Below are 24,066 nucleotides of genomic sequence, written 5' to 3'. Positions count from 1 at the left end.
ACGGAGGTCACGGGTCCCGGACGCCACCTCCGTCCCTGCCCTGCGAGGTGGCTAACGGTCCTGCTTGCTGACGGTCACGTCGTAGCGCACACCACCCAGGTCGGCCCGGTCGGAGCCGTCGACGTCCGGGCCGAACTGCGTCACCAGTACGGCGATCGGCTTATCGACCGGGTTGGTGGCGGTGAACAGCAGTCGCATGGTCAGCCGCTCGTTGCCCCGGAGCATCAGGTTGTCCAGACTGGCCTGGCCCGGTTCGACGATCTCGACCCGGTTACGGCCCGCCTCCCGGATGCCCTTGCCGGCCATGCCGCCCTCGACCCAGCGGGCGAACAACGTCGGCCCGAGATCCACCACGAGCCGCCCGCCAGCGGCCTGCAGTGGTGCACCTTCCGCGCTGAAGACCACGCTGTTGCGGGTCGGCTCCCGCAGGACGTTGCCGATCGCGAATGGCCGGACCTCGGTCTGCCCACTGGTCGACAGCGCCACCGAGTCGACGTTGCGCCAGGCGATGTTGTTGTTGTTCCGGGTGTTCACACTGTTGCTCGGACCTTCGAAGGCCATCGGGTCGTTGGGGGAGACCCAGCGGGCGAGCAGACAGAAGTGCCCCGGGCCGGGGACACCGTTCCAGGGAATGGTGACGGTGGTGACACCGGCGTAGACCGGCACCGACATCCAGCCGATCTCGGTCCAGTGGGTGGGCCAGGTCGCGCCGCCACCCGGCGTGGTCCGGTAGACGTGGATCTCACCCTGCTCCATGCCGCCGGAACCGTACGGTCCGGGGTTGCGCAGCTTGATGAAGATGTAGTTGGTCTGCCCGACGATCGGGTTCTGGCTGGTCGAGCACTCGACGGCGGTGGGGCAGACCTTGATGTCGGGGCTCGCCCAGATCGGGTTCAGGCCGTGCGGCTGAATCCCGACGTCCGACGGATGGTCCTTCATGAAGACGTCGACGGGTGCGGCGGTTGCACCGCTGCCGGTCGAGCGGTCCAGCGCCGCCGCCGTGGCCGAGCTGACCGGCAGCAGCAGTGCTACGGCGGCAGCGGTTACCAGGGCGAGCGTTGATCGACGTACGCGTTGCGTCAGTCGCGTGGACAAGGTTCCTCCCGAGGTAGGGGTGTGGAAGGCGGACCGTGACGGTCACGGTCGCGCGGGGCGGATACCTCTACCGAGAGAGATTGATGGACAGAAATACCTTTGGCGGGGTGGCGGGATCGGCAGATGGCGAAAATTGCGGCGTCTGGCGTCCGGTGTCGAGTTCTGGGTTCTTTGGAGATCTGGTCAGCTGGTTCTCATCAGAACAGGCGCCACTGCTGCCGGGGTGCGTTGATGCAGTCCCACAGCAGCCACGGGGTGCCGTCCCGCGTATCGGGTCCGCGCACGTCGACGCAGCGGCTGGCGAACAGGCTATGGATCTGCTGCGGCGCACTCGACGGGGCGACCACCACGGCAGGGCTGGGCGTGCTGGCGGCATTCGGCACAGCTGCTCGCCACGGGCCGGTGACGGCCGGACACAGTATGACAGACAATGAAGGCCGCTGACTGGAATCGCCCTGGTCAGCGGCCTTGTCGTGCAGGTCGAGGGTTCTTCAGCAAGTGTGCCCCCGGCAGGATTCGAACCTGCGCTCCCGCCTCCGGAGGGCGGTGCTCTATCCCCTGAGCTACGGGGGCTCAGCGACCCAGGAAGATTAGCAAACCCAGCACCGGGTCGCCGAATCGGTATCCGCCGTGTCCGGTCCCGCCGGCGCGGTGGTCCGGTCGCCGGCCGGGACGCGGGAGTTGCTCAGGCTGACCGGGTCGGGCGGGCGCAGCTCGGCAGCAGGTGCGTGACGATGGTCCGAGGCAGTCGGCGGGGCAGCTCGGAGCTGGCCCAGGAGCCGTCCACGACGAGATGCGCCCCGCGCCGGTCCGGTCCGCACAGCCGCAGCAGGAACTCGCGCGGCAGCGGCGGATCGATCGACGGCGTCAGGATCATGAACCGGATCTGGCCGCGTACCGAGGCGGCCGACAGCACGTCCGCAGCCGGGGTGGTGCCGTGCAACCGGGTCCGACCGAGCCACCACAGGTCCGTCCGGTGCTCCCGGGCCGCGCGCAGCACCGTCGGGTAGACCCGCTCCACCCACTCGTTGACCGCGTCGACGCAGAGCCCGCAGGCGCGTTCCTCCGGCCGCCGGGGCGCCAGCCCCCATGCGTCCAGGTAGTGGCCGACGTCGGCCGGGCTCAGCGTCAGCCCGAACCGTCGCTCGATCAGCGTCGCGACCGTACGACGGCTCCACAGCTCGTCGTCCAGCGCGTGGTCCTCCGGCCATCGGCCCCGCAACAGGCCGATCAGGTCGAGTTCCTGCTCCGGTGTCAGCCCGCCAGCGTCACCGGTGGGTGATCCGCGACGGCGGGCCGCCACCGCGCCGTCACCGCCGAGCGTGTGCCGTCGGCACCAGCTCGTGATCGATCTCCGAGTATCGCTAAGAAGTGCCCCCACGCTAGGACCAACGAGGCTGTATCAGGACGGTAGCGATATGTGCCTAGAAAACGTCTGAGACGGTAGAGTCCGGCAAAGTATGCGAAGTCATGGTATAGCGGCATGGAACGGGCAAGGCTGGAGGTGGCGGGGTACCACGGGATAAAGGCGGATACGACGCCGCCCGCCCCGGCAGAGACCGGGACGGGCGGGGCGGTGCCGGTAAGCACAGGGCCGCCGTCGGGCGGTGCGGTGTCAGCCGCCGACCTGGGACTGCAGGGTACGGATCAGCTCGATCTCCTTCTGCTGGCCGCTCACCATCGACTCGGCCAGCCAGCGCACATCCTCGTCGTCGGAGAGCTCGAGCACCCCGTCGGCCATGTGAATGCCGCCCAGGTGGTGGGTGAGCATCAGCGACAGGTACAGCCGGTCCACCTCGGCACCGGTGGCCGCCCTCAGCTCGGCCCGCTGCGCGTCGGTGGCCATCCCCGGCATCAGACCGTCGACCACCGCCCACTCGCCGGTGGTTTCCATCCAGTCCATCCGGGGCTGGGTGCCGGTCGGCTCCAGGCCCCACTCACGTAGCCAGGTCTGCATCATGCCGATCTGGCTCTGCTGGGTCAGCGCGATGTCGCTGGCGAGGGTCCGCACCGCCGGGTTCTCGCTGCGCTCCAGCACGATCATCGACATCTCCACGGCCTGCGCGTGGTGGGTCGACATGTCCCGGGCGAACCCGGCCTCCGGCGAGGCGTCGCCGGGACGCAGCAGACCGGGGGTGAGCAGGCCGGCGGCGTACCCGAGCAGGAGACCGACCACGACGGCTGCGGCCAGCCACGCGGTGCCGAACCGGCCACGGCGGCTGGTTTCGGCCGCATCGCCACCGGGCGTCGGCGGATCGGTCGGCTCCCCGCCGGCCGGGTCCGCCGGCCGGGGCTGCGTCGACGGCCCGTCGACCGGGTCCCGCTCGGTGTCGGCCATCGCGTCCGTTTCCGTCCTGGCGGTCACGATCCGGCGCCGCCGTCCATCTGCTGCTCCTGGGCGCCGATGTCACGTGGGGTGGTGCCGGTGGCGGTGATCCCACCCGAGCAGGTGGCACCCGGCTCGACGGTGGCGTTCTGTCGCAGCGCCCGGATGAACTCGTCGATCCGCAGGTCGTCGACGTCGTCGACGGCGAGCTGGTAGCCCCACGCCTGCAGCGAGACCGTCGACTCCAGGCCCTCGAACGGGCTCATCAGGGTGTACTCGTTGCCCTGGATCTTGCTGGCCAGCGTCTCGACCTGGTCGGCGGGCAGACCTTCCTGGTAGGTGAGCCAGACCGCGCCGTGCTCCAGGCTGTGCACGGCGTGCTCGTTGGCGATCGGCGCGTCGTAGACGTCGCCCATGCAGTTCTGCCAGTTCGGGTTGTGGCTGCTGCCGACCGGCGGCTGGATCTCGTACTCCAGCGGGCCCCACTCGTGCGACTGCTTGCCGGCCATCGGGTCCAGCGCCGCCGGGTTGGCCTCCCGGTAGTTGACCAGGTCGGTGATCTCCGAGGCGCGGTCCTGCCACGACCGGGCCTCCTGGGAGACCGCGTAGGCCCCGTACCCGATGATCGCGGTGGCCAGTACCCCGACGCCGACCATCAGCGCGATCGGACCCCAGTTGCGCTCCTGGGTGACCTTGACCGGTTTGACCGGCTTGCGGCCGCCCTTGCCGGCCTTGCCACTGGTCTTGCCGCTGGTCTTGCCGCCGGTGGTCCGGGTGGCCGTGGCACCACCGCCCCGGCCGCTCGCCGACTTGCCCTTCGCCGGCTTGCCCGCAGCCTTATCGTCGGTCCGGGGCTTGCCGCCGGCCGCCGGCTTGCCGGTGCTGACCACGGAGGGGTTGCGGTTGTCGCCACCCTGGGTGCTGATGCTCATGGTGTGGTGCCTCGTCAGGTCGGTCGGTCAAGGGGCATTCAGCGGGGACACAGCAGGTGAGGGTCGCCGCCAAGGCCACGAGTCTACCCCCGGTAACATGCTTTGGTGACTCCCGCCAATCTCGCTGAGCTCGTCCGCGCCGCGGCCCGGTCGGTCTTCGTCGACCGTGACCTCGATCTATCTTTACTCCCCGACGTGGTCACCGTCGAGCGTCCGCGCAACCCAGACCACGGCGACTACGCCTCGAACCTGGCGTTGCAACTGGCGAAGCGAGTCGGCACCGCCCCACGTGAGCTGGCCGCCGCGCTGGCCGCCGCGCTCAGCGAGGCCGACGGGATCGCCTCGGTGGAGATCGCCGGGCCGGGCTTCCTGAACATCCGACTCGACTCGGCCGCCGCCGGGGCGCTGGCCCGCACCGTGGTCCTGGCCGGCCGGGAGTACGGCCACAGCACCCGCCTGACCGGCCGCCGGCTCAACCTGGAGTTCGTCTCGGCCAACCCGACCGGCCCGGTGCACCTCGGTGGCACCCGCTGGGCGGCCGTCGGTGACGCGCTCGCCCGGATCCTGCGGGCCACCGGGGCCGACGTCGGCACCGAGTACTACTTCAACGACGCCGGCTCCCAGATCGACCGGTTCGCCAACTCACTGCTCGCCGCCGCGCGGGGCGAGGCGGCGCCCGAGGACGGGTACGGCGGGGCGTACATCGCCGACATCGCCGGTGCCGTGGCCGCCAAACACCCCGAGGTCCGTGACCTCGACGACGACGCCGCCCGGGAGCTGTTCCGGGTCGAGGGCGTGGCGTTGATGTTCGACGAGATCAAGGCGTCGCTGGCCGGGTTCGGGGTGCACTTCGACACGTACTTCAACGAGAAGGACCTGCACGCCCGGGGCGAGCTGGAGCTGGCGTTGACCCGGCTGGGCGAGCAGGGGCGCACCTACCAGCGCGACGGCGCGACCTGGCTGCGCAGCACCGACTTCGGCGACGACAAGGACCGGGTGCTGCGCAAGTCCAACGGCGAATGGACCTACTTCGCCGCCGACTGCGCCTACTACCTGGACAAGCGGGAGCGCGGCTTCGACCAGGTCGTGATCATGCTCGGTGCCGACCACCACGGCTACATCGGCCGGCTGCGGGCGATGGCGGCCTGCTTCGGCGACGACCCGGATCAGACCCTGGAGATCCTGATCGGGCAGCTGGTGAACCTGGTGCGCGAGGGGACGCCGGTGCGGATGTCCAAGCGGGCCGGCACCGTGGTCACCCTGGAGGACCTGGTCGAGGCGATCGGCGTCGACGCCGCCCGGTACGCACTGGCCCGCTACTCGTCCGACTCGCCGATCGACATCGACGTGGAGCGGTGGACCCGGGCCAAGAACGACAACCCGGTCTTCTACGTGCAGTACGTGGCCGCCCGGACCGCCAGTGTGGCCCGCAACGCGGCCGAGGTAGGGCTGCAGCGGGGCGGGCCGGACGACTTCCGGCCCGAGCTGCTCGACCATGAGAAGGAGAACGAGCTGCTCAAGGCGCTCGGCGAGTTCCCCGCCGTGGTCGCCTCCGCCGCTGAGCTGCGTGAGCCGCACCGGATCGCCCGCTACCTTGAGGAGCTGGCCGGGGCGTACCACCGGTTCTACGACAAGTGCCGGATCATGCCGCTCGGCGACGAGGAGATCACCGACCGGCACCGGGCCCGGCTGTGGCTCAACGACGCCACCCGTACGGTGATCGCCAACGGCCTGGACCTGCTCGGCGTCTCGGCGCCCGAGCGGATGTGACCCCGGCCGACGTACCCAGACCCAGATCCATCCACGACGAAGGACGGTAGCGCCGTGCGCGCACACGAGGCCGGGGCCCTGCACGGTGACCTCGGCAGCCGGGGGCCGGGCTGGCTGCGTACCCCGGATGACGTCAACACCCTGCTGCCGCAGCTGTGGCCGCGGACGGTGACCCGGGCGGACGCCGGGTCGATCACCGTCGGCGGCCGGGACGTGCGGGACCTGGCCGCCGAGTACGGCACCCCGGCGTACCTGCTCGACGAGGACGACCTGCGGGCCCGCTGCCGCGACTTCCGGGCCGCCTTCGCCGGCCAGGACGTCTACTACGCCGGCAAGGCGTTCCTGTGCCGGGCGGTGGTGCGGATCATCGCCGAGGAGGGCCTGCACCTGGATGTCTGCACCGGCGGTGAGCTGGCCGTCGCGTTGTCGGCCGGGATGCCGCCGGAGCGGATCGGCCTGCACGGCAACAACAAGAGCGTCGCCGAGCTGACCCGGGCCCTCGACGCCGGGGTGGGCCGGATCATCGTCGACTCGTTCGACGAGATCGACCGGCTGACCACGCTGGCCCGTGACCGGGGGGTCCGGCCGAAGGTGCTGGTCCGGGTCACCGTCGGGGTCGAGGCGCACACCCACGAGTTCATCGCCACCGCCCACGAGGACCAGAAGTTCGGCTTCTCGCTGGCCGGCGGGGCGGCGTTCGAGGCGGCCGCCCGGATCCTCGACGAGGGTGTGCTGGAGCTGCGCGGGCTGCACTCGCACATCGGTTCGCAGATCTTCGACGCCGGCGGGTTCGAGGTGTCCGCCCGGCGGGTGCTGGCGCTGCAGGCGCAGATCCGCGACGCGCGCGGCGTCGAGCTGCCCGAGCTGGATCTCGGCGGCGGGTTCGGGATCGCCTACACCACCCAGGACGACCCGGCGCCGGCCCACGACCTGGCCAAGCGGATGAACAAGATCGTCGACAGTGAGTGTGAGGCGTTGCAGCTCGCCGTGCCGCACCTGTCGGTCGAGCCGGGCCGGGCGATCATCGGCCCGGCGGTGTTCACCCTCTACCAGGTCGGCACCGTCAAGGACGTCGACGGCATCCGCAGCTACGTCAGCGTCGACGGCGGGATGAGCGACAACATCCGTACCGCCCTCTACGACGCCTCCTACTCGGCGACGGTCGCCTCCCGGGCGTCGACCGCGGCGCCGATCCTCGCCCGCGTCGTGGGAAAGCATTGTGAGTCCGGGGACATCGTGGTGAAGGATGAATTCCTGCCCGCCGACGTGCAGCCGGGAGATCTTCTCGCGGTGCCGGGCACGGGGGCGTACTGCCGGAGCATGGCGAGCAACTACAACCATGTGCCCCGGCCGCCGGTTATCGCGGTCCGCGACGGAGCGGCCCGGGTGATCGTCCGTCGGGAGACCGAGGCCGATCTGCTGGCACTGGACGTGGGATAGCGCCGCAGGCGGCGGGACGACGTGGATAGCGCGCGCGGCGCGCGGTCGCGAGGTATGGGGTGAGCATGGGTAAGCCGGTACGGCTGGCGTTGCTGGGCTGCGGCACGGTGGGCTCCGAGGTGGTGCGGCTGCTGCACGAGCAGGCTGCCGACCTCGCCGCCCGGGTCGGGGCGCCGATCGAGATCGCCGGGATCGCGGTCCGCCGGCCCAACCGGGCCCGTGGTGACCTGCCGGTCGACCCGGCGCTGTTCACCACCGACGCGTTGGGCCTGGTCAAACGGGACGACGTCGACGTGGTGGTCGAGGTGGTAGGCGGCATCGAACCTGCCCGGACCTGGCTGGTGGAGGCGCTGCGCAGCGGCAAGAGCGCGGTCACCGCCAACAAGGCGCTGCTCGCCGAGGACGGCGGTACCCTGCACGACGCCGCCGCCGAGGGCGGTGCAGACCTGTTCTACGAGGCGTCGGTGGCCGGCGCCATCCCGCTGCTGCGCCCGCTGCGCGATTCGCTGCACGGCGACTCGATCACCCGGGTCACCGGCATCGTCAACGGCACCACCAACTTCATCCTCTCCGCGATGGACGCCACTGGGGCCGGGTTCACCGAGGCGTTGGAGGAGGCGACCGCCCTCGGGTACGCCGAGGCCGACCCGACCGCCGACGTGGAGGGGTTCGACGCCGCCGCGAAGGCCGCCATCCTGGCCTCGCTGGCCTTCCACACCCGGGTCGGCGCCGACGACGTGCACCGCGAGGGGATCACCGAGGTCAGCGCCGCCGACATGGCCAGTGCCAAGGCGATGGGCTGCACGATCAAACTGCTCTGCATCGCCGAGCGGGGCCCGGGCGCCGACGGCGCCGAGTCGGTCAGCGTCCGGGTGCACCCGGCAATGATCCCGCGCAGCCACCCGCTGGCCAGCGTCGGTGACGCGTTCAACGCGGTCTTCGTCGAGGCGGTCGCGGCCGGTCAGTTGATGTTCTACGGCCGGGGCGCCGGTGGGGCGCCGACCGCCAGCGCGGTGCTCGGCGACATCGTCGCGGTGGCCCGCAACCGGCTCGCCGGGGTGCACACGGCCAGCGAGTCCGCCTACGCCGACCTGCCGATCCGCCCGATGGGGGAGGCGGTCACCCGCTACCACATCAGCCTCGACGTGGCCGACCGGGCCGGGGTGCTGGCCGCCGTCGCCGGGGTGTTCGCCCGGCACGATGTGTCGATCGCCACCGTTCGCCAGTCCGGCCGGGACAACGACGCCAGCCTGGTGATCGTCACCCACCGGGCACCGGACGCCGCCCTCGCGGCCACCGTCGAGGAGCTGCGCGGCCTGGACGTCGTCCGTTCCATCGCCAGCGTGCTGCGGGTCGAGGGCGGCCAGTAGCCGCCGGTACGCTGTGCCGGCGCGAACCGAGGAGGTTGTCATGTGGCGGGGCCTGATCGAGGCGTACCGGGACCGGTTGCCGGTCACCGACGCCACGCCGGTGATCACCCTCTACGAGGGCAACACGCCGCTGCTGCCGGCGCCGGTGCTCTCCGCCCGGGTCGGTGCCGACGTCTACCTCAAGGTCGAGGGGGCCAACCCGACCGGGTCGTTCAAGGACCGGGGCATGACGATGGCGGTCTCCAAGGCGGTCGAGGAGGGCAACAAGGCGATCATCTGCGCCTCGACCGGCAACACCAGCGCGTCGGCCGCCGCGTACGCCGCCCGCGCCGGCCTGACCTGCGCGGTGCTCGTGCCGCAGGGCAAGATCGCGCTCGGCAAGCTCGCCCAGGCGCTGGTGCACGGGGCCCGCCTGCTGCAGGTCGACGGCAACTTTGACGACTGCCTGTCGATGGCGGCCAAGCTGGCCCAGGACTACCCGGTAGCGCTGGTCAACTCGGTGAACATCTTCCGGCTGCACGGGCAGAAGACCGCCGCGTTCGAGATCGTCGCCGGGCTCGGCGACGCCCCGGACATCCACTGCCTTCCGGTCGGCAACGCCGGCAACATCAGCGCCTACTGGATGGGTTACCTGGAGGACGTCGAGGCCGGCAACGCCACCCGCGTCCCGAAGATGTACGGCTTCCAGGCGTCGGGTGCCGCCCCGATCGTCTCTGGCGAGGTGGTCCGCCAGCCGTCGACGATCGCCACCGCGATCCGGATCGGCAACCCGGCGAGCTGGACCAAGGCGCTCGACGCCCGGGACGCCTCGGGGGGTCTGATCGACGCGGTCACCGACCGGGACATCCTGGCGGCGTACCGGCTGCTGGCCCGGGAGGTCGGGGTCTTCGTCGAGCTGGCCAGCGCGGCCAGCGTCGCCGGGCTGCTGCAGGCCGCCGCCGCCGGCAAGGTACCGGCCGGTGCCACCGTGGTCTGCACGGTCACCGGGCACGGTCTGAAGGACCCGGAGTGGGCGATCTCCACCGCTCCGGCACCGACCACCATCGGCAACGATCCGCTACTCGCGGCCCGCGCCCTCGACCTGGCCTGACGACGTCGCCGGTCGGGTGTGACGCGGCTCGACCTGAGGCGTGTCGGTTTCGGCCAGGTCGGCTTCTGCGGCGTCGACCAGCAGCCGGGTCGCGACGGCTACGGTACGCAGCTCGTCGGTGTCCAGTCGGGCCAACAGCCGTGCCTGGCGGTCGGTGCCGGCGGTGACGATCCGGTCCATCAGCTGCCGCCCGTCGTCGGTCAGCTCGATCCGGCGGACCCGCCGGTCCCGGGGGTCCTCCCGGCGGCCGACCAGCCGGTGGGCCGCGAGCCGGTCGACGATCCCGCTGACCGTGGCCATCCGTACCCCGAGCACCTGGCTGAGCTCCTGTCCCGAGGCGCTGCCACGCAGGTAGAGCAGTAGCAGTATCTTCAGCTGCGGCACGGTGAGCTGTGAGTCGAACAGCGGGTCGGAACGGTCGGAGGCGAACAGGACCTGCAGCCGGCGGCTGGTCACCACGATCTGGTCGATCAGTTCGTCCCGCTGGGCCACCTGCGCTCCCTCTGGTCCGGCACGGTGGTGGGCCGGCCGCCCGCCGTGCGCAGACGATATCCCAACAACTTCGCGTGACGCTAACTGTTAGCCTTGGCCGAACAATTCCCGTCGTTCCGCCGCCGGACTCTTCCAGGAGTGAGCCCGCACATGTCGTTGCTCGCCAGACTCAGCCTCGCCAACCGAGGGCTCGTGGCGCTCGTCGCGGTCGTGATCACGATCTTCGGCGCCGTCACCATCCCGACGCTCAAACAGCAGCTTCTGCCTTCGTTGGAGTTCCCGGCCGCGTTCATCAGCGCGGTCTACCCCGGCGCGGCACCGGAGATCGTCGAATCGCAGGTGACCGAGCCCATCGAGAACGCCCTCTCGGGCGTCGCCGACCTCGAGAGCGTCACCTCCACCTCCAGCGAGAGCTTCGCCACCGTGCAGGTCGAGTTCGCCTTCGGCACCGACCTGACCAGCGCCGTCAACGAGCTGGAGACCTCGATCAACCGGATCCAGCTGCCCGACGGTGTGGAACCGGCCGTCTTCGCCGGCAGCACCGACGACCTGCCGGCTGTGGTGCTGGCCGCCACCGGCGCCGGCGGACCGGGGCTCGCCGGACGTCTGGACGAGGTCGTGCTGCCCGAGCTGGAAGCCATCGAGGGGGTACGCGCCGTCGACGTCACCGGCGCCGGTGAGCAGGTCGTCTCGATCACCCCCGACTACGCCGCGCTGGCCGACGCCGGTCTCGACCCGAGCGCTATCGGCAACGCCCTGCGGGTCAACGGCGTCACCATCCCGGCCGGCTCCCTCACCGACGGCGACGAGAGCCTGACCGTCCAGGTCGGCACCAGGATCGATTCACTGAGCGATCTCGCCGGGATCTATCTCACCGCGTCCGGCCGGCCGCCGGTGCGGCTCGACGACGTCGCCGAGATCAGCGAGCAGACCGCCCCCGCCACCTCGATCACCAGGACCAACGGCGCGGACAGCCTCGGGATCGCGGTGACCGCCGGCCCCGACGGCGACGCGGTTGGCATCTCGCACGAGATCCGGGACCGACTCGACGAGCTGGGCGCGGCCGCTGACACCGAGTTGATCGTAGTGTTCGACCAGGCACCGTTCGTGGAACGCTCGATCGAGGCCCTCACCACCGAAGGCCTGCTCGGCCTGGTGATGGCGGTCCTGGTCATCCTGGTCTTCCTGCTGTCGATCCGGTCCACCGTGGTCACCGCGGTCTCCATCCCGCTGTCGGTGCTGATCGCGTTGATCGCCCTGTGGGTCGGCGACTACTCGCTCAACCTGCTCACCCTCGGCGCGTTGACCATCTCGGTCGGCCGGGTGGTGGACGACTCGATCGTGGTGCTGGAGAACATCAAACGGCATCTGGAGTACGGCGAGGACCGGCGTACCGCGATCCTGACCGGGGTCCGGGAGGTGGCCGGCGCGGTCACCTCGTCGACCCTGGCGACCGTCGCCGTCTTCGCCCCGATCGCGATCGTCGGCGGTTTCGTCGGCCAGCTGTTCGCGCCGTTCGCCATCACGGTGACCGTCGCGTTGCTCGCCTCGCTGCTGGTCTCGCTCACCATCATCCCGGTGCTCGCCTACTGGTTCCTCAAGCCGGCCGCCGCCGGCACCGACGTGGAGCAGGTCCGGCAGGAGGCCGAAGCCAAGGAGCTGCGCAACCCGTTGCAGCGCGGCTACCTGCCGGTGATCCGGTTCGCCACCACCCGGCGGTGGGCCACCGTCGGCATCGGGCTGGCGGTGCTGCTCGGCACGTTCGCGCTGAGCACCCGGCTGGAGACCAACTTCATCGACGACGCCGGCCAGGACACCCTGAGCATGCGGCAGGAGTTGCCGGCGGGCACCAGCCTGGCCGCCGTCGACCGGGCCGCCATCTCGGTGGAGCGGGTCCTCGCGCGGACCGACGGGATCGAGTCCTACCAGGTGTCGATCGGCGCGAGCAGCAACCCGTTCGCCGGTGGCGGCGGCAACACCACGGCGAGCTATTCGATCAGCCTGACCGAGGACACCGACAACATCGCCGTGCAGCAGCAGCTGCGGGACGAGTTCGCCGGCCGCGACGGCCTGGGCGAGATCACGGTCGGGGCGGCCGACGGCGGGCCCGGTGGCGGGAGCAGCAACCAGCTGCAGGTCATCGTGCAGGCCAACGACCCGGACGATTTGGCCACCGCCGCGGAGCGGGTCCGGACCGCGATGTCGCAGACCCCGGACGTTGCCGACGTCACCAGCACCCTGTCCGAGGACGTGACCCGGCTGCAGGTGCAGATCGACCGCGCGGCGGCAGCTCAGGCCGGGCTGAACGAGGCCGCGCTCGGGCAACTCGTCGCCCAAGCCTTCCGCGGCAGCCCGCTGGGACAGGTCACCATCGACGGCGACCGGCTGGACGTGGTGCTCAGCCCGAGCGCCCGGGTGACCTCGGCCGAGGAGTTGGCGGCGTTGCCGGTCGGGCCGGCGACCCTCGCCGCCTTCGCCGACATCACCGAAGTCGACGGGCCGGTGCAGATCAGTCGGGTGGACGGTGAGCGCAGCGCCACCGTCACCGGCACCGCGACCGGCTCGAACGTCGGGCAGACCAGCGCCGAGCTGTCGCAGCGGCTGGAGGACCTGAGTCTGCCGGCCGGTGCGACGTACACCATCGGCGGCGTCAGCGCCGACCAGGCGGAGGCGTTCGCCGACCTCGGGTTGGCCCTGCTCGCCGCGATCGCCATCGTCTTCGTGATCATGGTGGCGACGTTCCGCAGCCTGGTCCAGCCGCTGATCCTGCTGGTGTCGGTGCCGTTCGCGGCGACCGGCGCGATCGGTCTGCTGGTCGTCACCGGTACGCCGATGGGTGTGCCGGCGCTGATCGGCGCGTTGATGCTGGTCGGCATCGTGGTGACCAACGCGATCGTGTTGATGGACCTGATCAACCAGTACCGCGAGCAGGGGATGAGCGTGTCCCAGGCGGTGGTCGAGGGCGGCCGGCGTCGGCTGCGGCCGATCCTGATGACCGCGATCGCCACCATCTGCGCGTTGACGCCGATGGCGCTCGGCCTGACCGGGGTGGCCGGCTTCATCGGCCAGCCGTTGGCGATCGTGGTGATCGGCGGCCTGTTCAGCTCGACGCTGCTCACCCTGGTCCTGGTGCCGACGCTCTACACCATGGTCGAGGGCACCAAGGATCGGCTGCGGCAGCGCCGGGCCACCCGCCGGTCGGCCGGCCCGACCGACGACGCGAGTGACGTCGCTGCGGCACCGGACCGGCCGTCAGGAGCCGTTACCGGCACCGATGCCGTACCAGGCACCGGCGACGCAGCGGACGGCCGCAACGGCTCCGACACCGCCGGCCCCGCCAGTCGTACGTCGCCGGTCGCCGCGCCGCCGGCCCGCCCCTCGGCGGCGCTGGTCGACGGCACCGACCAGTTCGAGGTGCTGAAACTGCCGAAGAGCCGCACCTCGCCGCTGCCGCCGACGGATCCGCCGGCGGAGAAGTGACCGTGCGGGGGTCCCCAGGGCACCGGCCCCGGGGACCCCCGCGACGACCCGTCGCACAGATCACACTTCGTCCACTGTCCGGTATCCGGTCGGTAAGGTGTCGGTACGTGGCCTCACCGTTAGCGGTCCTTACCGGGAACCGGGATTTCCGCCGGCTGCTCCTCGCCGAGCTGGTCGTCTTCGGGGCGGACTGGTTCGTCATGGTGCCGCTGGTGGTGCTGCTGCCGGAGCTCACCGGCAGCGGCGTCTGGGGCGCTCTGGTGCTCGCCGTGGACACCGGCATCCACGCCCTGATGTTGCCGTTCACCGGTACGCTCGCAGACCGCTTCGACCGCCGTCGGATCCTGATCGCCGCGAACCTGGCCGCCGTCGTCGCGGTGCTGTTGCTGCTGGCCGTCCGCACTTCGGGTACCGCCTGGCTGGCGTTGTTCGCCATCGCGTCGCTCGCGGTGGCCAAGTCCTGCTACTCGCCGGCCGCGCAGGCCGCGCTGCCGAACGTGGTCTCGGCGGCGGAGCTGCCCGCCGCCAACGTGTTCGCCGGATCCGCGTGGGGCACGATGGCGATAGTGGGCGCGTCGCTCGGCGGGCTGCTCAGCGCGGCCCTCGGCCCGTACGCGTGCTTCTGGATCGCCGCCGCGGCGCTGCTGCTCGCGGCGGTGGTCACCATGTCGATCCGCCGACCGATGCAGACCCCACGCGATGCCACGCTGCCGGCGCCCCGGACACTGACCGCGATCCGGGAGGCGCTGGCCTACATCGGTGGCCGGCCGCAGGTGCTCGCCCTGGTGACCGCGAAGAGCGCGATCGGCCTCGGCAACGGCGTACTCACGTTGTTTCCGCTGTTGGCCGGGGTGTACGGGGTCGGCGCGATCGGCACCGGCCTGCTGTTCGCCGTGCGGGGTGCCGGCGCGGTCATCGGGCCGTTGCTGACCCGCCCGGTGCTGAACCGGCGGTCCTGGCTGCTCACCGGGTTGGCCGCGTCGATGTCGGTGTACGGGCTGTCCTACGCCAGCATCTCGCTGGTCACCTGGTTCCCGCTGGTGCTCGCCCTGGTCTTCCTGGCGCACCTGGGCGGCGGCAGCAACTGGGTGCTGTCGAACTACGCCCTGCAGGCGGTGGTGCCGGACCGGCTGCGTGGCCGGGTCTTCGCCACCGATCTGATGCTCGCCACCCTGTCGATCTCGGTGAGTCAGTTGATCGTGGCCAGTGTGATCGACACCCTGGACACCCGGGTCATCCTGGCGACGTGCGGTCTGGTGACCGTCACCTATGCGGTCGGCTGGCGGCTGGCGACCCGGCGGCTGGGCTCGGTCGTTGCGGCCAGCCGCTAGCATCGTGATATCACTTTGATAGCGATCTGGTTGGCAAGGGAGCAGAGCATGGAACGAGCCGTGTTCCGGATGTCCGGATTCGTGGCGATCAGTGGCTTGGCGGTGTCTGGCCTGATCGGCCTGGCGGTGGTGGCGCCCGGCATCAACTCGGTGGCCGACGTGGACGTCTGGATGGCCGTCGCTGTCGCGGTCTACGCCGGGGTCGTCGCGCTGGCCGCCACCGGGTTCACCGTGGTCAACCCCAACGAGGCGCAGGTCGTGCAGTTCTTCGGTCGCTACCTCGGCTCGATCCGCGTCGCCGGCCTGCACTGGACCTGGCCGTTCACCGTCCGGCGCAAGGTCACCCTGCGGGTGCGCAACTTCGAGACCGACCGGCTCAAGGTCGCCGACGCCGACGGCAACCCCGTCGAGATCGCCGCCGTCGTGGTGTGGCGGGTGGTCGACTCGGCCAGCGCCGTCTTCGCCGTCGACGACCACGTCGAGTACGTGGCCGTCCAGGCCGAGGCCGCCGTCCGGCACCTGGCCACCAGCTACCCGTACGAGGCACACGACGGTGAGCGGGCCAGCCTGCGGGACAGTACGGTGGTCGCCGACGAGCTGACCGCCGAGTTGCGGGAGCGGGTCGAACTGGCCGGCGTGGAGGTGCTGGAGTCCCGGGTCACTCACCTTGCGTACGCCCCTGAGATCGCCCACGCGATGCTCGCCCGGCAGCAGGCCGCCGCCGTCGTCGCGGCCCGGTTCCGGATCGTCGAGGGCGCCGTCGGCATGGTCTCCAACGCGTTGGAGCGGTTGGCCGACGAGCACGTGGTCGACCTCGACGAGGAACGCAAGGCCCAGATGGTCGCCAACCTGCTGGTGGTGCTCTGCGGTGACCGGGCGGTGCAGCCGGTGGTGAACACCGGGTCTCTCTACAGCTGAGGCGGTCCACGGCTGATGGCCGAACGCAAGAAGCTGCTGTTGCGGCTCGATCCGGCGGTGCACGAGGCGATTGCCAAGTGGGCCGCCGACGACCTGCGCAGCGTCAACGCCCAGATCGAGTACGCGCTGCGGTTCGCGCTGCGCGCCGCCGGCCGGACACCCGGACCGGATCGGGCACCTGAATCCGATCGGGCACCTGGATCGGGTGCGTCGGTCGACGGCCCGGACCGGCCACCGGCGCCCTGACACCGGGCGACCGGCCAGGACCTAGCATGGGGCGATGGGTATCAGCTTCGTTCCCGGGCCGGTGACCGTGCGGGTCCCGGCCACCAGCGCCAACCTCGGCCCCGGGTTCGACGCGCTCGGGTTGGCGCTCGGTCACCACGACGAGGTGACCGCCCGGGTGGTGCCCGCCGGCTGCCGGGTCGAGATCTCCGGTGAAGGCACCGGGGAGCTGCCGGTCGACGACGGCCATCTTGTCGTGCGCGCCATGCACGCCACCTTCGACGAGCTCGGCGGCCGGCCGGCCGGACTGGCGTTGAGCTGCGTGAACCGCATCCCCCAGGCACGCGGCCTGGGTTCGTCGTCGGCGGCGATCGTGGCCGGCGTGCAACTGGCCCGAGGGCTCGCCGTCGGCGGGACGCAGCTGCTGGACACCGCCGCCGCGCTACGGATCGCCGCCCGGCTGGAGGGTCACCCGGACAACGTGGCGCCCTGCCTGCTCGGCGGTTTCACCATTGCCTGGACCGAGGCCTCCGGGGCGCGCGCGGTGTCGGTGCCGGCGCATCCGGCGGTGTCGCTGACCGTCTACGTACCCGGTAACCGGGGTCTGACCGAGGCGGCGCGGGCGGCGCTGCCCGCCCAGGTGCCGCACGCGGACGCCGCGTTCACCGCCGGCCGGGCCGCCCTGCTGAGCCACGCGATCACCGCTGACCCGACGCTGTTGCTGGCCGCGACCGAGGACCGGTTGCACCAGGACTACCGGGGTCCATCGATGCCGGCCAGTGCGGAACTGGTCTGCCGACTGCGGGCGACCGGTGTGGCTGCGGTGATCAGTGGGGCGGGTCCGAGCGTCCTGGCGTTGACCGAAGTCCCGGCGGACTTCTGTCCGGGAATGGACTGGCAGACACACTTGTTTCCGGTAGACGTTGCCGGAGCGCGGATCGAAGGCGCTATAGTAGGACACGCCGAGCGGGACCCTGTTGCCGCAGGTCGGAAGAGTTGACTACGCTCTAGGCCAAGCACAGCCGCGAAGCACGCGATCTCCTGCGGGGCGGCGCACCCCCGAAGCTATCGGCGGTAAGCCCGTCTCACCCCTGCCTAGGCCACCGCCAAACCGCAGTCTCCACGGATCGCTGCAGATGTCGAGAGCTGCCCACCGAGGCTGGTGAAGCGGGTCCGGCAAAGCTGCGCGAAGACTCCCGCGACGTGTCATGCGAGGCGGGTGCACCGAGGCCACCCGGCCACCTAGCGTCTTGACCCGGGTTGCCCGGCCTATCGAGGGAAGGAATCCATTGAGCGACACCACCGACGTGACGTCGGATGTCTCCAACGTCGCTGACGACACCACCGCTGCTCCTGCCCGCCGTCGGCGGTCCGGCACCGGGCTGTCCGCGATGCTGCTGCCGGAGTTGCAGAGCCTCGCCGCGTCGCTCGGCATCTCCGGCACCGCCCGGATGCGCAAGAGTGAGCTGATCACCGCGATCACCGAGCGCCAGGCCGGCGGGGGTGCCCCACGGCCGCGCGCCGAGGTCGCGGCGGCGACCGCACCCCCTCGGGAGGAGGTCCGCGCCGAGGTTCGTCCTGAGGCCGAGCGGCGCGACAGCGGGTCTGAACGGCACGACGGCGGGTCTGAACGGCGCGACGGCGGGTCCGAGCGGCGCGACGGCGGTGACGGCGAGCAGCTCGCCATCGTCGACGAGCCGGCCCGCGAGCGCAGCACCCGCCGGGGCCGTCGGTCGGCAACCGAGTCGCGTACCGACGAGACCGCGACCGCGCCGACCGAGTCTGGCGAGCGGGCCGACCGGGGCGGTGACGGCCGGGACAACCGTGACGGCCGGGATAACCGTGACCGTGGCGAGCGGGACAACCGTGACCGTGGCGAGCGGGCCGAGCGGGGCGGTGACGGCCGTGGTGGTCGCGACCGTAACGACCGGGGTGACCGTAACGACCGGGGTGACCGCAGCGAGCGGAACCAGCGGGACAACAACGACGACGACGACAACGAAGGCGGCGGTCGGCGCAGCCGACGCAGCCGGTTCCGCGACCGTCGGCGGCGGGGGGACCGCAGTGACGGCGACGGTGGCGGCGGCCGGGAGCCGCAGGTGACCGAGGACGACGTTCTCGTCCCGGTCGCCGGCATCCTCGACGTGCTGGACAACTACGCGTTCGTGCGTACCACCGGCTACCTCTCCGGGCCCAACGACGTCTACGTCTCCATGTCGCAGGTCAAGAAGCACGGTCTGCGGCGCGGTGACGCGGTCACCGGCGCGGTGCGCGCCACCCGCGAGGGTGAGCAGCGTCGTGACAAGTACAACCCGCTGGTCCGGCTGGACACCATCAACGGCATGGAGCCGGAGGAGGCCCGGCGGCGTCCCGAGTTCTACAAACTCACCCCGCTGTACCCGCAGGATCGGCTGCGGTTGGAGACCGAGCCGCACATCCTCACCACCCGGGTCATCGACCTGGTGATGCCGATCGGTAAGGGCCAGCGGGCGCTGATCGTCTCCCCGCCCAAGGCGGGCAAGACGATGGTGCTGCAGGCGATCGCCAACGCCATCACGCACAACAACCCCGAGTGCCACCTGATGGTGGTGCTGGTCGACGAACGCCCGGAAGAGGTCACCGACATGCAACGGTCGGTGAAGGGTGAGGTCGTCGCGGCCACGTTCGACCGGCCGCCGCAGGACCACACCACGGTCGCCGAGCTGGCCATCGAACGGGCCAAGCGGCTGGTCGAGCTGGGCCACGACGTCGTCGTGCTGCTCGACTCGGTGACCCGGCTGGGGCGCTCGTACAACCTGGCCGCGCCGGCCAGCGGGCGGATCATGTCCGGTGGTATCGACTCGACGGCGCTGTACCCGCCGAAGCGGTTCCTCGGCGCGGCCCGAAACATCGAGAACGGCGGTTCGTTGACCATCCTCGCCACCGCACTGGTGGAGACCGGATCCATGATGGACACGGTGATCTTCGAGGAGTTCAAGGGGACCGGCAACGCCGAGCTCAAGCTGGACCGCAAGATCGCCGACAAGCGGGTGTTCCCGTCGATCGACATCCACCCGTCCGGCACCCGCAAGGAGGAGATCCTGCTCGCGCCGGAGGAGCTGGCGATCACCCACAAGCTGCGCAAGGTGCTCCACTCGCTGGACTCCCAGGCGGCGCTGGACCTGCTGCTGGACCGGCTCAAGCAGAGCCGGACCAACATCGAGTTCCTGATGCAGATCGCGAAGTCGACGCCGGGGGAGTGACCCCGGCACCGGCCGCCCCGCGCGGTCGGGAATCCGGCAGGTCCGTCGGGCGTTGCGTCCGGCGGTGTTCGTGACGGTCGTGGTGGGCGGTTCGCTCCGCCCACCGCGACCCGCTGCCACGGCCCGTGGCAGACTGACAGCAGGCCAGGTTCCGGTTCACGCCAGAGTCGGCCCGCGCAACGGCGCGGTCGACGTCGACGGCGACCCGGCGACCGACGAAGAGAGGACCATCAGTGAAGAAGGACATCCACCCGGAGTACGTGACCACCGAGGTCACCTGCTCCTGCGGCGCATCTTTCACCACCCGCAGCACCGCACCCAGCGGCAAGATCCACGCTGAGACCTGCAGCGCCTGCCACCCGTTCTACACCGGCAAGCAGCGCGTCCTCGACACCGCCGGCCGGGTCGCCAAGTTCCAGCAGAAGTACGCCAAGGCGAAGGCCAACAAGGCCAAGTAGCTGTGCACGCGGCGCCCGCTTCCGACCGAGGTCGGGGGCGGGCGCCGCGGTGTCTGGACGGTCCTGGTCTTCTCAACCCGGATGAAGGAGTACTTGGATGAGCAGCGAGCGCCTGACCGGGCTCCTCGACGAGTACGCCGAGCTGGAGAAGCAGCTGTCTGATCCGGCGATCCACGCGGACCAGACCACCGCCCGCCGGGTCGGTCGCCGGTTCGCCGAGCTGGCCCCGCTGCACAAGGCCGCTGGCGAGCTCGCCCAGGCCCGGGCCGATCTGGCCGCCGCCCGGGAGCTGGCCGGCGAGGACCCGGCGTTCACCGTCGAGGCGGAGGCAATCGCCGCCAGCCTGCCCGACCTGGAGGCCCGCCTCGCCGAACTGCTGATCCCCCGGGACCCGCACGACGCCAAGGACGTCATCGTCGAGATCAAGGCGGGCGAGGGCGGCGAGGAGTCGGCGCTGTTCGCCGGCGACCTGCTACGGATGTACCTGCGGTACGCCGAACGGCGCGGCTGGCAGGTCGAGGTGCTCGACTCGCAGGATTCCGACCTCGGCGGGGTCAAGGACGTCTCGCTCGCGATCAAGTCGCGGGGGGTGCCCGAGGGCGGTAACGGCGTCTGGTCCCGGCTCAAGTGGGAGGGCGGCGTGCACCGGGTGCAGCGGGTGCCGGTTACCGAGTCGCAGGGCCGGATCCACACCAGCGCCGCCGGGGTGCTGGTGCTGCCGGAAGCCGAGGACGTCGAGGTCAACGTCGACCCGAACGAACTACGCGTCGACGTGTTCCGCTCCTCCGGCCCCGGCGGCCAGTCGGTCAACACCACCGACTCGGCGGTGCGGATCACCCACCTGCCGACCGGCATCGTCGTCTCCTGCCAGAACGAGAAGAGCCAGCTGCAGAACCGGGAGCAGGCGATGCGGATCCTGCGCGCCAGGTTGCTCGCCGCCGCCCAGGAACAGGCCGACGCGGCGGCGTCCGACGCCCGCCGTTCCCAGGTGCGTACGGTCGACCGGTCCGAGCGGGTGCGCACCTACAACTACCCGCAGAACCGGATCACCGACCATCGGATCGGCTACACGGCGTACAACATGGACCTGGTGGTCGGCGGGGAGCTCGACGGCGTCCTCGACGCGCTCGCCGAGGCGGACCGGGCAGCTCGGCTCGCCGGTGACACCGAACTGACCCGCCGCTGACCGGCCCCACCGGCCCCACCGGCACCGGCTGTGCCGCTGACCGCGGCCACACCGGCACCGGCTGTGCCGCTGACCGCGGCCACACCGGCACCGGCCGGGCGGTCAGCGCACCGGATGGGGCCGCTGCCGGGCCTCGCGCATCTGTCGGGCGGCCACCTCGAAGGCCCGGCTGAGCGCTTCGCGCAACCCCGGACCGGAACCGCTGATCTCGGCGTAGCCGACGCTGACCCCGACCGGAGTGCCAGGCACCAGCGACTCCCACTCCTCACCGGCCACCGCGGCGGTGATTCGGCGGGCCACGTCGGCCGCCTCGGCCGGGCCGGCGCCCGGCAGCACCACCACGAACTCGTCGCCGCCGTACCTGGCCACGAAGTCACCCCGGCGCATCACCCGGTTGATCACCCCGGCGACCCGCTGCAGCACCAGATCGCCGGAGTGGTGGCCATGCACGGTGTTGACCAACTTGAAACCATCCAGGTCACAGACCATCACCACGGCCCGGTCGCCCCGGCCTGCCATGTCGGTGACGTAGAGATCGAGGTGGCGGCGGCTGGCCAGCCCGGTCAACGGGTCGGTCAACGCCTCCTGGGTGTACTGCGCGGCGGAGCGACGCATCTCCTCCTGGTCCAGCCGGGCGGCGATGCCGTCGACGTACATGTCGCGCAGCCGGTCGTTGCGCCGGGTGGCCAGCCGGAACGCGTACCGGTCGGCGTCGTGCGCGGCGGCGTGGTCGCCAGCCCGGGTGTGCGCGACGCTGCGCAGCCGGGCCGTCTCGGCGGCACCGAGCGTCTCGGCGGAGACCACCGCCGTGGACAGGCGGGTCAACGCCTCCGCCGGCCGGTCCGCCGCGATGGTCAGGCAGACCACCCCGAGCTGGCGCAGGTCGCGGGCGCGGGCACTGTCGCCGCCGTCGATCATCAGGCGGGTGGCCTCCGGGGCGCCGGGGGGCAGCCGGGCCGGCTCACCGAGCGCGGCGAGCCGGGCCAGCGCGTACCCGTACGCCACCCGGCTGCTCGGGCGTAGCAGCCCGGTCCGGTCGGCGTGCACGAACTTCGCCAGGTCGCTGCCGATGTCGCGGAGCACCCGCAGGCAGCCGTCGGTGTCTCCATGATGGTCCAACGCGACGGCGTTGCGCAGCCGGATGCCGGGCGCGGCGAAGGTCTCCTCTGGAATGCCGGTGGCGTTGCCGAGCTGCCGGGCGTGCTCGATGGCACTCAGCGCGTACCCGTGGAAACTGAGGTAGGAGTAGGCCATCGCCAGGTCGTGCCAGCCCCAGGCGGTTTCCCGGTCGACGTCGGTGGCCGCGCCGAGCGCCCGCGCGCTGTGCACCAGATGGGTGACGCACCGGTCGAACGCGCCCTGCTGGTGGGCGGCGAGCGCGGCCAGCGCGTGCAGGTGGCCGTGCAGGTACGGCTCGCTGACGTCCCGGGCCGCCTCGAACGCCCGGTCGACGGCCACCGTGTACTCGGCGGACCGGCCGAGGTTGAGCAGCGCGGAGAGCCGCTGCACCAGCGCGTCGGCCCGTACGTACCGGTTGCTGGTGCTCCGGATCACCTGCTCGAAGGCGACACAGGCTTCGGCCGAGCGGCTGCTTTCCATCAGCGCCCGGGCCTGCATCAGCGCCTCGGCCTGGTCGGTGAGCCGGTCGAGCCAACCCACGCACAACCTCCCTGGAGCCCGCTGGAATCTGGCGGAGCACACACCCGACCCGATCCGCGACCTGTTCCACGGACGCCCGGGTGGACGCACCATGATTATGTCGTGAACCACTTGCCAGAGAACACCTCCGGATTGCCGGATCGGACGCCGGTCCGAGCCGCCGTGGCTGCCGCGGCCGCCCGGCTGGCCGCCGCCGGTGTCGCCGCCGCCCGGGTCGACGCGGAGCTGATTGCCGCCTCGGTGCTGGACATTCCGCGTGGCCGGCTGGCACTGAGTGGCGACTTCGACGAGACCGACATCGGCAGGTTCCACAGTCTGGTGACCCGCCGGGCGGCTGGGGAACCGGTGCAGCACCTCACCGGATCGGCACCGTTTCGTTATCTCGAGCTCGCGGTGGGGCCGGGGGTCTTCGTGCCCCGGCCGGAGACCGAGCTGCTCGCCGGGGCGGGCGTCGACGCGCTGCGTGACCAGCCCGGCGAGGCGGTCGTCGTCGACCTGTGCAGCGGCAGTGGCGCGGTGGCGCTGGCAGTCGCGCACGAGGTTCCGACGGCCCGGGTGGTCGCGGTCGAACGCTCGACGGACAGCCTGCGCTGGCTGCGCCGCAACGCCCGGCGACAGGCCGCCGCCGGGGACCGGCCGATCGAGGTGCGGGCCGGCGATGTCCGGGATCCGGACCTGCTCGGCGAGTTCGCCGGCCGGGTGGACGTGCTGCTGTGCAATCCGCCGTACGTACCGGACGGCACCCCGGTGCCGCCGGAGGTCGCCGGGCACGACCCGGCCGAAGCGGTCTTCGGCGGGCCGGACGGCCTGGCGGTCATCCGACCGGTGGTGCACCGCGCCGTGACCCTGCTGCGCCCCGGCGGGCTGTTCGGCGTGGAGCACGACGACGGCCATGCCGCCGCCGTCGTCGCGTTGGTCGCCGCCGCCGGCCGGTTCGACGCTGTCACCAGCCACCGCGATCTGGCCGGCCGGCCGCGTTTCGTGACCACCCGCCGGACGGGCTGACGGCAGCTGGCGGTGATCGGTGCGGATCAGCGGGCGGGCACGTGGCA

Annotated in this window: 20 protein-coding genes and 1 tRNA gene; 13 read left to right on the top strand and 8 right to left on the bottom strand. The window is 71.3% G+C overall.

The window, feature by feature from the left end:
- Positions 1 to 51: 51 nt before the first annotated feature.
- The 6 genes from O7553_RS20965 to O7553_RS20940 form a co-directional block, all read right to left on the bottom strand.
- Positions 52 to 1,095: a hypothetical protein gene (locus O7553_RS20965; RefSeq protein WP_281551388.1), complete on the bottom strand. Its 1,044-nt coding sequence runs from the start codon at positions 1,093 to 1,095 to the stop codon at positions 52 to 54.
- A 197-nt stretch (positions 1,096 to 1,292) separates the two neighbouring features.
- Complete coding sequence (locus O7553_RS20960) at positions 1,293 to 1,526, bottom strand: hypothetical protein (protein WP_281551387.1); 234 nt, start codon at positions 1,524 to 1,526, stop codon at positions 1,293 to 1,295.
- A 70-nt stretch (positions 1,527 to 1,596) separates the two neighbouring features.
- Positions 1,597 to 1,668 (bottom strand) — tRNA-Arg (locus O7553_RS20955).
- 112 nt (positions 1,669 to 1,780) lie between these two features.
- Positions 1,781 to 2,476: a winged helix-turn-helix domain-containing protein gene (locus tag O7553_RS20950; RefSeq protein WP_348650045.1), complete on the bottom strand. Its 696-nt coding sequence runs from the start codon at positions 2,474 to 2,476 to the stop codon at positions 1,781 to 1,783.
- A 234-nt stretch (positions 2,477 to 2,710) separates the two neighbouring features.
- Positions 2,711 to 3,460 (bottom strand): DUF305 domain-containing protein, encoded by a 750-nt coding sequence (locus tag O7553_RS20945; RefSeq protein ID WP_281551385.1) that lies wholly within the window; start codon positions 3,458 to 3,460, stop codon positions 2,711 to 2,713.
- Positions 3,457 to 4,353 (bottom strand): DUF3105 domain-containing protein, encoded by an 897-nt coding sequence (locus O7553_RS20940; RefSeq protein ID WP_281551384.1) that lies wholly within the window; start codon positions 4,351 to 4,353, stop codon positions 3,457 to 3,459. Before O7553_RS20940 ends, O7553_RS20945 begins: the two co-directional genes overlap by 4 nt.
- Before the next feature lie 105 nt (positions 4,354 to 4,458).
- On the opposite strand from O7553_RS20940, the gene argS reads away from it, so the two are divergent.
- The 4 genes from argS to thrC all read left to right on the top strand — a co-directional run bounded on the left by argS (position 4,459) and on the right by thrC (position 10,023).
- A complete protein-coding gene (argS, locus tag O7553_RS20935; protein ID WP_281551383.1) occupies positions 4,459 to 6,123 on the top strand; it encodes an arginine--tRNA ligase in 1,665 nt (554 codons plus the stop codon).
- A gap of 54 nt (positions 6,124 to 6,177) precedes the next feature.
- The gene (gene lysA / locus O7553_RS20930) at positions 6,178 to 7,563 is read left to right on the top strand and encodes a diaminopimelate decarboxylase (RefSeq protein ID WP_281551382.1); all 1,386 of its coding nucleotides are present in this window, start codon (positions 6,178 to 6,180) and stop codon (positions 7,561 to 7,563) included.
- A gap of 65 nt (positions 7,564 to 7,628) precedes the next feature.
- The gene (locus tag O7553_RS20925) at positions 7,629 to 8,933 is read left to right on the top strand and encodes a homoserine dehydrogenase (RefSeq protein WP_281555690.1); all 1,305 of its coding nucleotides are present in this window, start codon (positions 7,629 to 7,631) and stop codon (positions 8,931 to 8,933) included.
- 40 nt (positions 8,934 to 8,973) lie between these two features.
- Positions 8,974 to 10,023, top strand: coding sequence for a threonine synthase (gene thrC / locus O7553_RS20920; RefSeq protein WP_281551381.1), 1,050 nt, complete (start codon positions 8,974 to 8,976; stop codon positions 10,021 to 10,023).
- On the opposite strand, the gene O7553_RS20915 is transcribed toward thrC, so the two are convergent.
- The gene (locus O7553_RS20915; RefSeq protein ID WP_281551380.1) at positions 9,991 to 10,515 is read right to left on the bottom strand and encodes a MarR family transcriptional regulator; all 525 of its coding nucleotides are present in this window, start codon (positions 10,513 to 10,515) and stop codon (positions 9,991 to 9,993) included. The two genes, thrC and O7553_RS20915, sit on opposite strands and share 33 nt — an antisense overlap.
- 150 nt (positions 10,516 to 10,665) lie before the next feature.
- Here O7553_RS20915 and O7553_RS20910 point away from each other — a divergent pair, with 150 nt between their 5' ends.
- The 8 genes from O7553_RS20910 (at position 10,666) to prfA (ending at position 21,355) form a co-directional block, all read left to right on the top strand.
- A complete protein-coding gene (locus O7553_RS20910) occupies positions 10,666 to 13,995 on the top strand; it encodes an efflux RND transporter permease subunit (protein ID WP_281555689.1) in 3,330 nt (1,109 codons plus the stop codon).
- Between the two features lie 107 nt (positions 13,996 to 14,102).
- Positions 14,103 to 15,326 carry an MFS transporter gene (locus O7553_RS20905; RefSeq protein WP_281551379.1) on the top strand — a complete coding sequence of 408 codons (1,224 nt, stop codon included), beginning with the start codon at positions 14,103 to 14,105 and terminating at the stop codon, positions 15,324 to 15,326.
- Between the two features lie 48 nt (positions 15,327 to 15,374).
- Complete coding sequence (locus tag O7553_RS20900; protein WP_281551378.1) at positions 15,375 to 16,244, top strand: SPFH domain-containing protein; 870 nt, start codon at positions 15,375 to 15,377, stop codon at positions 16,242 to 16,244.
- A 15-nt stretch (positions 16,245 to 16,259) separates the two neighbouring features.
- Positions 16,260 to 16,490, top strand: coding sequence for a hypothetical protein (locus tag O7553_RS20895; RefSeq protein ID WP_281551377.1), 231 nt, complete (start codon positions 16,260 to 16,262; stop codon positions 16,488 to 16,490).
- A 34-nt stretch (positions 16,491 to 16,524) separates the two neighbouring features.
- Positions 16,525 to 17,469, top strand: a complete 945-nt coding sequence (gene thrB / locus O7553_RS20890) for a homoserine kinase (RefSeq protein ID WP_281551376.1) — start codon at positions 16,525 to 16,527, stop codon at positions 17,467 to 17,469.
- Positions 17,470 to 17,758: 289 nt separating this feature from the next.
- Positions 17,759 to 19,711 (top strand): transcription termination factor Rho, encoded by a 1,953-nt coding sequence (gene rho / locus O7553_RS20885; protein ID WP_281551375.1) that lies wholly within the window; start codon positions 17,759 to 17,761, stop codon positions 19,709 to 19,711.
- A 233-nt stretch (positions 19,712 to 19,944) separates the two neighbouring features.
- A complete protein-coding gene (gene rpmE, locus O7553_RS20880) occupies positions 19,945 to 20,169 on the top strand; it encodes a 50S ribosomal protein L31 (protein ID WP_281551374.1) in 225 nt (74 codons plus the stop codon).
- 97 nt (positions 20,170 to 20,266) lie between these two features.
- Positions 20,267 to 21,355 (top strand): peptide chain release factor 1, encoded by a 1,089-nt coding sequence (gene prfA, locus O7553_RS20875; RefSeq protein WP_281551373.1) that lies wholly within the window; start codon positions 20,267 to 20,269, stop codon positions 21,353 to 21,355.
- Positions 21,356 to 21,457: 102 nt separating this feature from the next.
- Here the strand turns inward: prfA and O7553_RS20870 are convergent, their stop codons facing one another.
- Complete coding sequence (locus tag O7553_RS20870) at positions 21,458 to 23,014, bottom strand: GGDEF domain-containing protein (RefSeq protein WP_281551372.1); 1,557 nt, start codon at positions 23,012 to 23,014, stop codon at positions 21,458 to 21,460.
- A 102-nt stretch (positions 23,015 to 23,116) separates the two neighbouring features.
- On the opposite strand from O7553_RS20870, the gene prmC reads away from it, so the two are divergent.
- Positions 23,117 to 24,019 carry a peptide chain release factor N(5)-glutamine methyltransferase gene (gene prmC, locus O7553_RS20865; RefSeq protein ID WP_281551371.1) on the top strand — a complete coding sequence of 301 codons (903 nt, stop codon included), beginning with the start codon at positions 23,117 to 23,119 and terminating at the stop codon, positions 24,017 to 24,019.
- The last annotated feature ends 47 nt before the right edge of the window (positions 24,020 to 24,066 follow it).

This window comes from Solwaraspora sp. WMMA2059, from assembly GCF_027497315.1.
In the GTDB taxonomy this organism is placed as follows: Bacteria; Actinomycetota; Actinomycetes; order Mycobacteriales; family Micromonosporaceae; genus Micromonospora_E.
The sequence above is the reverse complement of the archived record's forward strand: the minus strand, read 5'-3'. Positions and strand labels throughout refer to the sequence as shown.

Coding starts and splice junctions, on each gene's coding strand:
- O7553_RS20925 (WP_281555690.1), top strand. CDS start 7,629: ATGGGTAAGCCGGTACGGCTGGCGTTGCTGGGCTGCGGCACGGTGGGC.
- O7553_RS20940 (WP_281551384.1), bottom strand. CDS start 4,353: ATGAGCATCAGCACCCAGGGTGGCGACAACCGCAACCCCTCCGTGGTC.
- thrC (WP_281551381.1), top strand. CDS start 8,974: ATGTGGCGGGGCCTGATCGAGGCGTACCGGGACCGGTTGCCGGTCACC.
- prfA (WP_281551373.1), top strand. CDS start 20,267: ATGAGCAGCGAGCGCCTGACCGGGCTCCTCGACGAGTACGCCGAGCTG.
- O7553_RS20900 (WP_281551378.1), top strand. CDS start 15,375: ATGGAACGAGCCGTGTTCCGGATGTCCGGATTCGTGGCGATCAGTGGC.
- O7553_RS20895 (WP_281551377.1), top strand. CDS start 16,260: ATGGCCGAACGCAAGAAGCTGCTGTTGCGGCTCGATCCGGCGGTGCAC.
- thrB (WP_281551376.1), top strand. CDS start 16,525: ATGGGTATCAGCTTCGTTCCCGGGCCGGTGACCGTGCGGGTCCCGGCC.
- O7553_RS20910 (WP_281555689.1), top strand. CDS start 10,666: ATGTCGTTGCTCGCCAGACTCAGCCTCGCCAACCGAGGGCTCGTGGCG.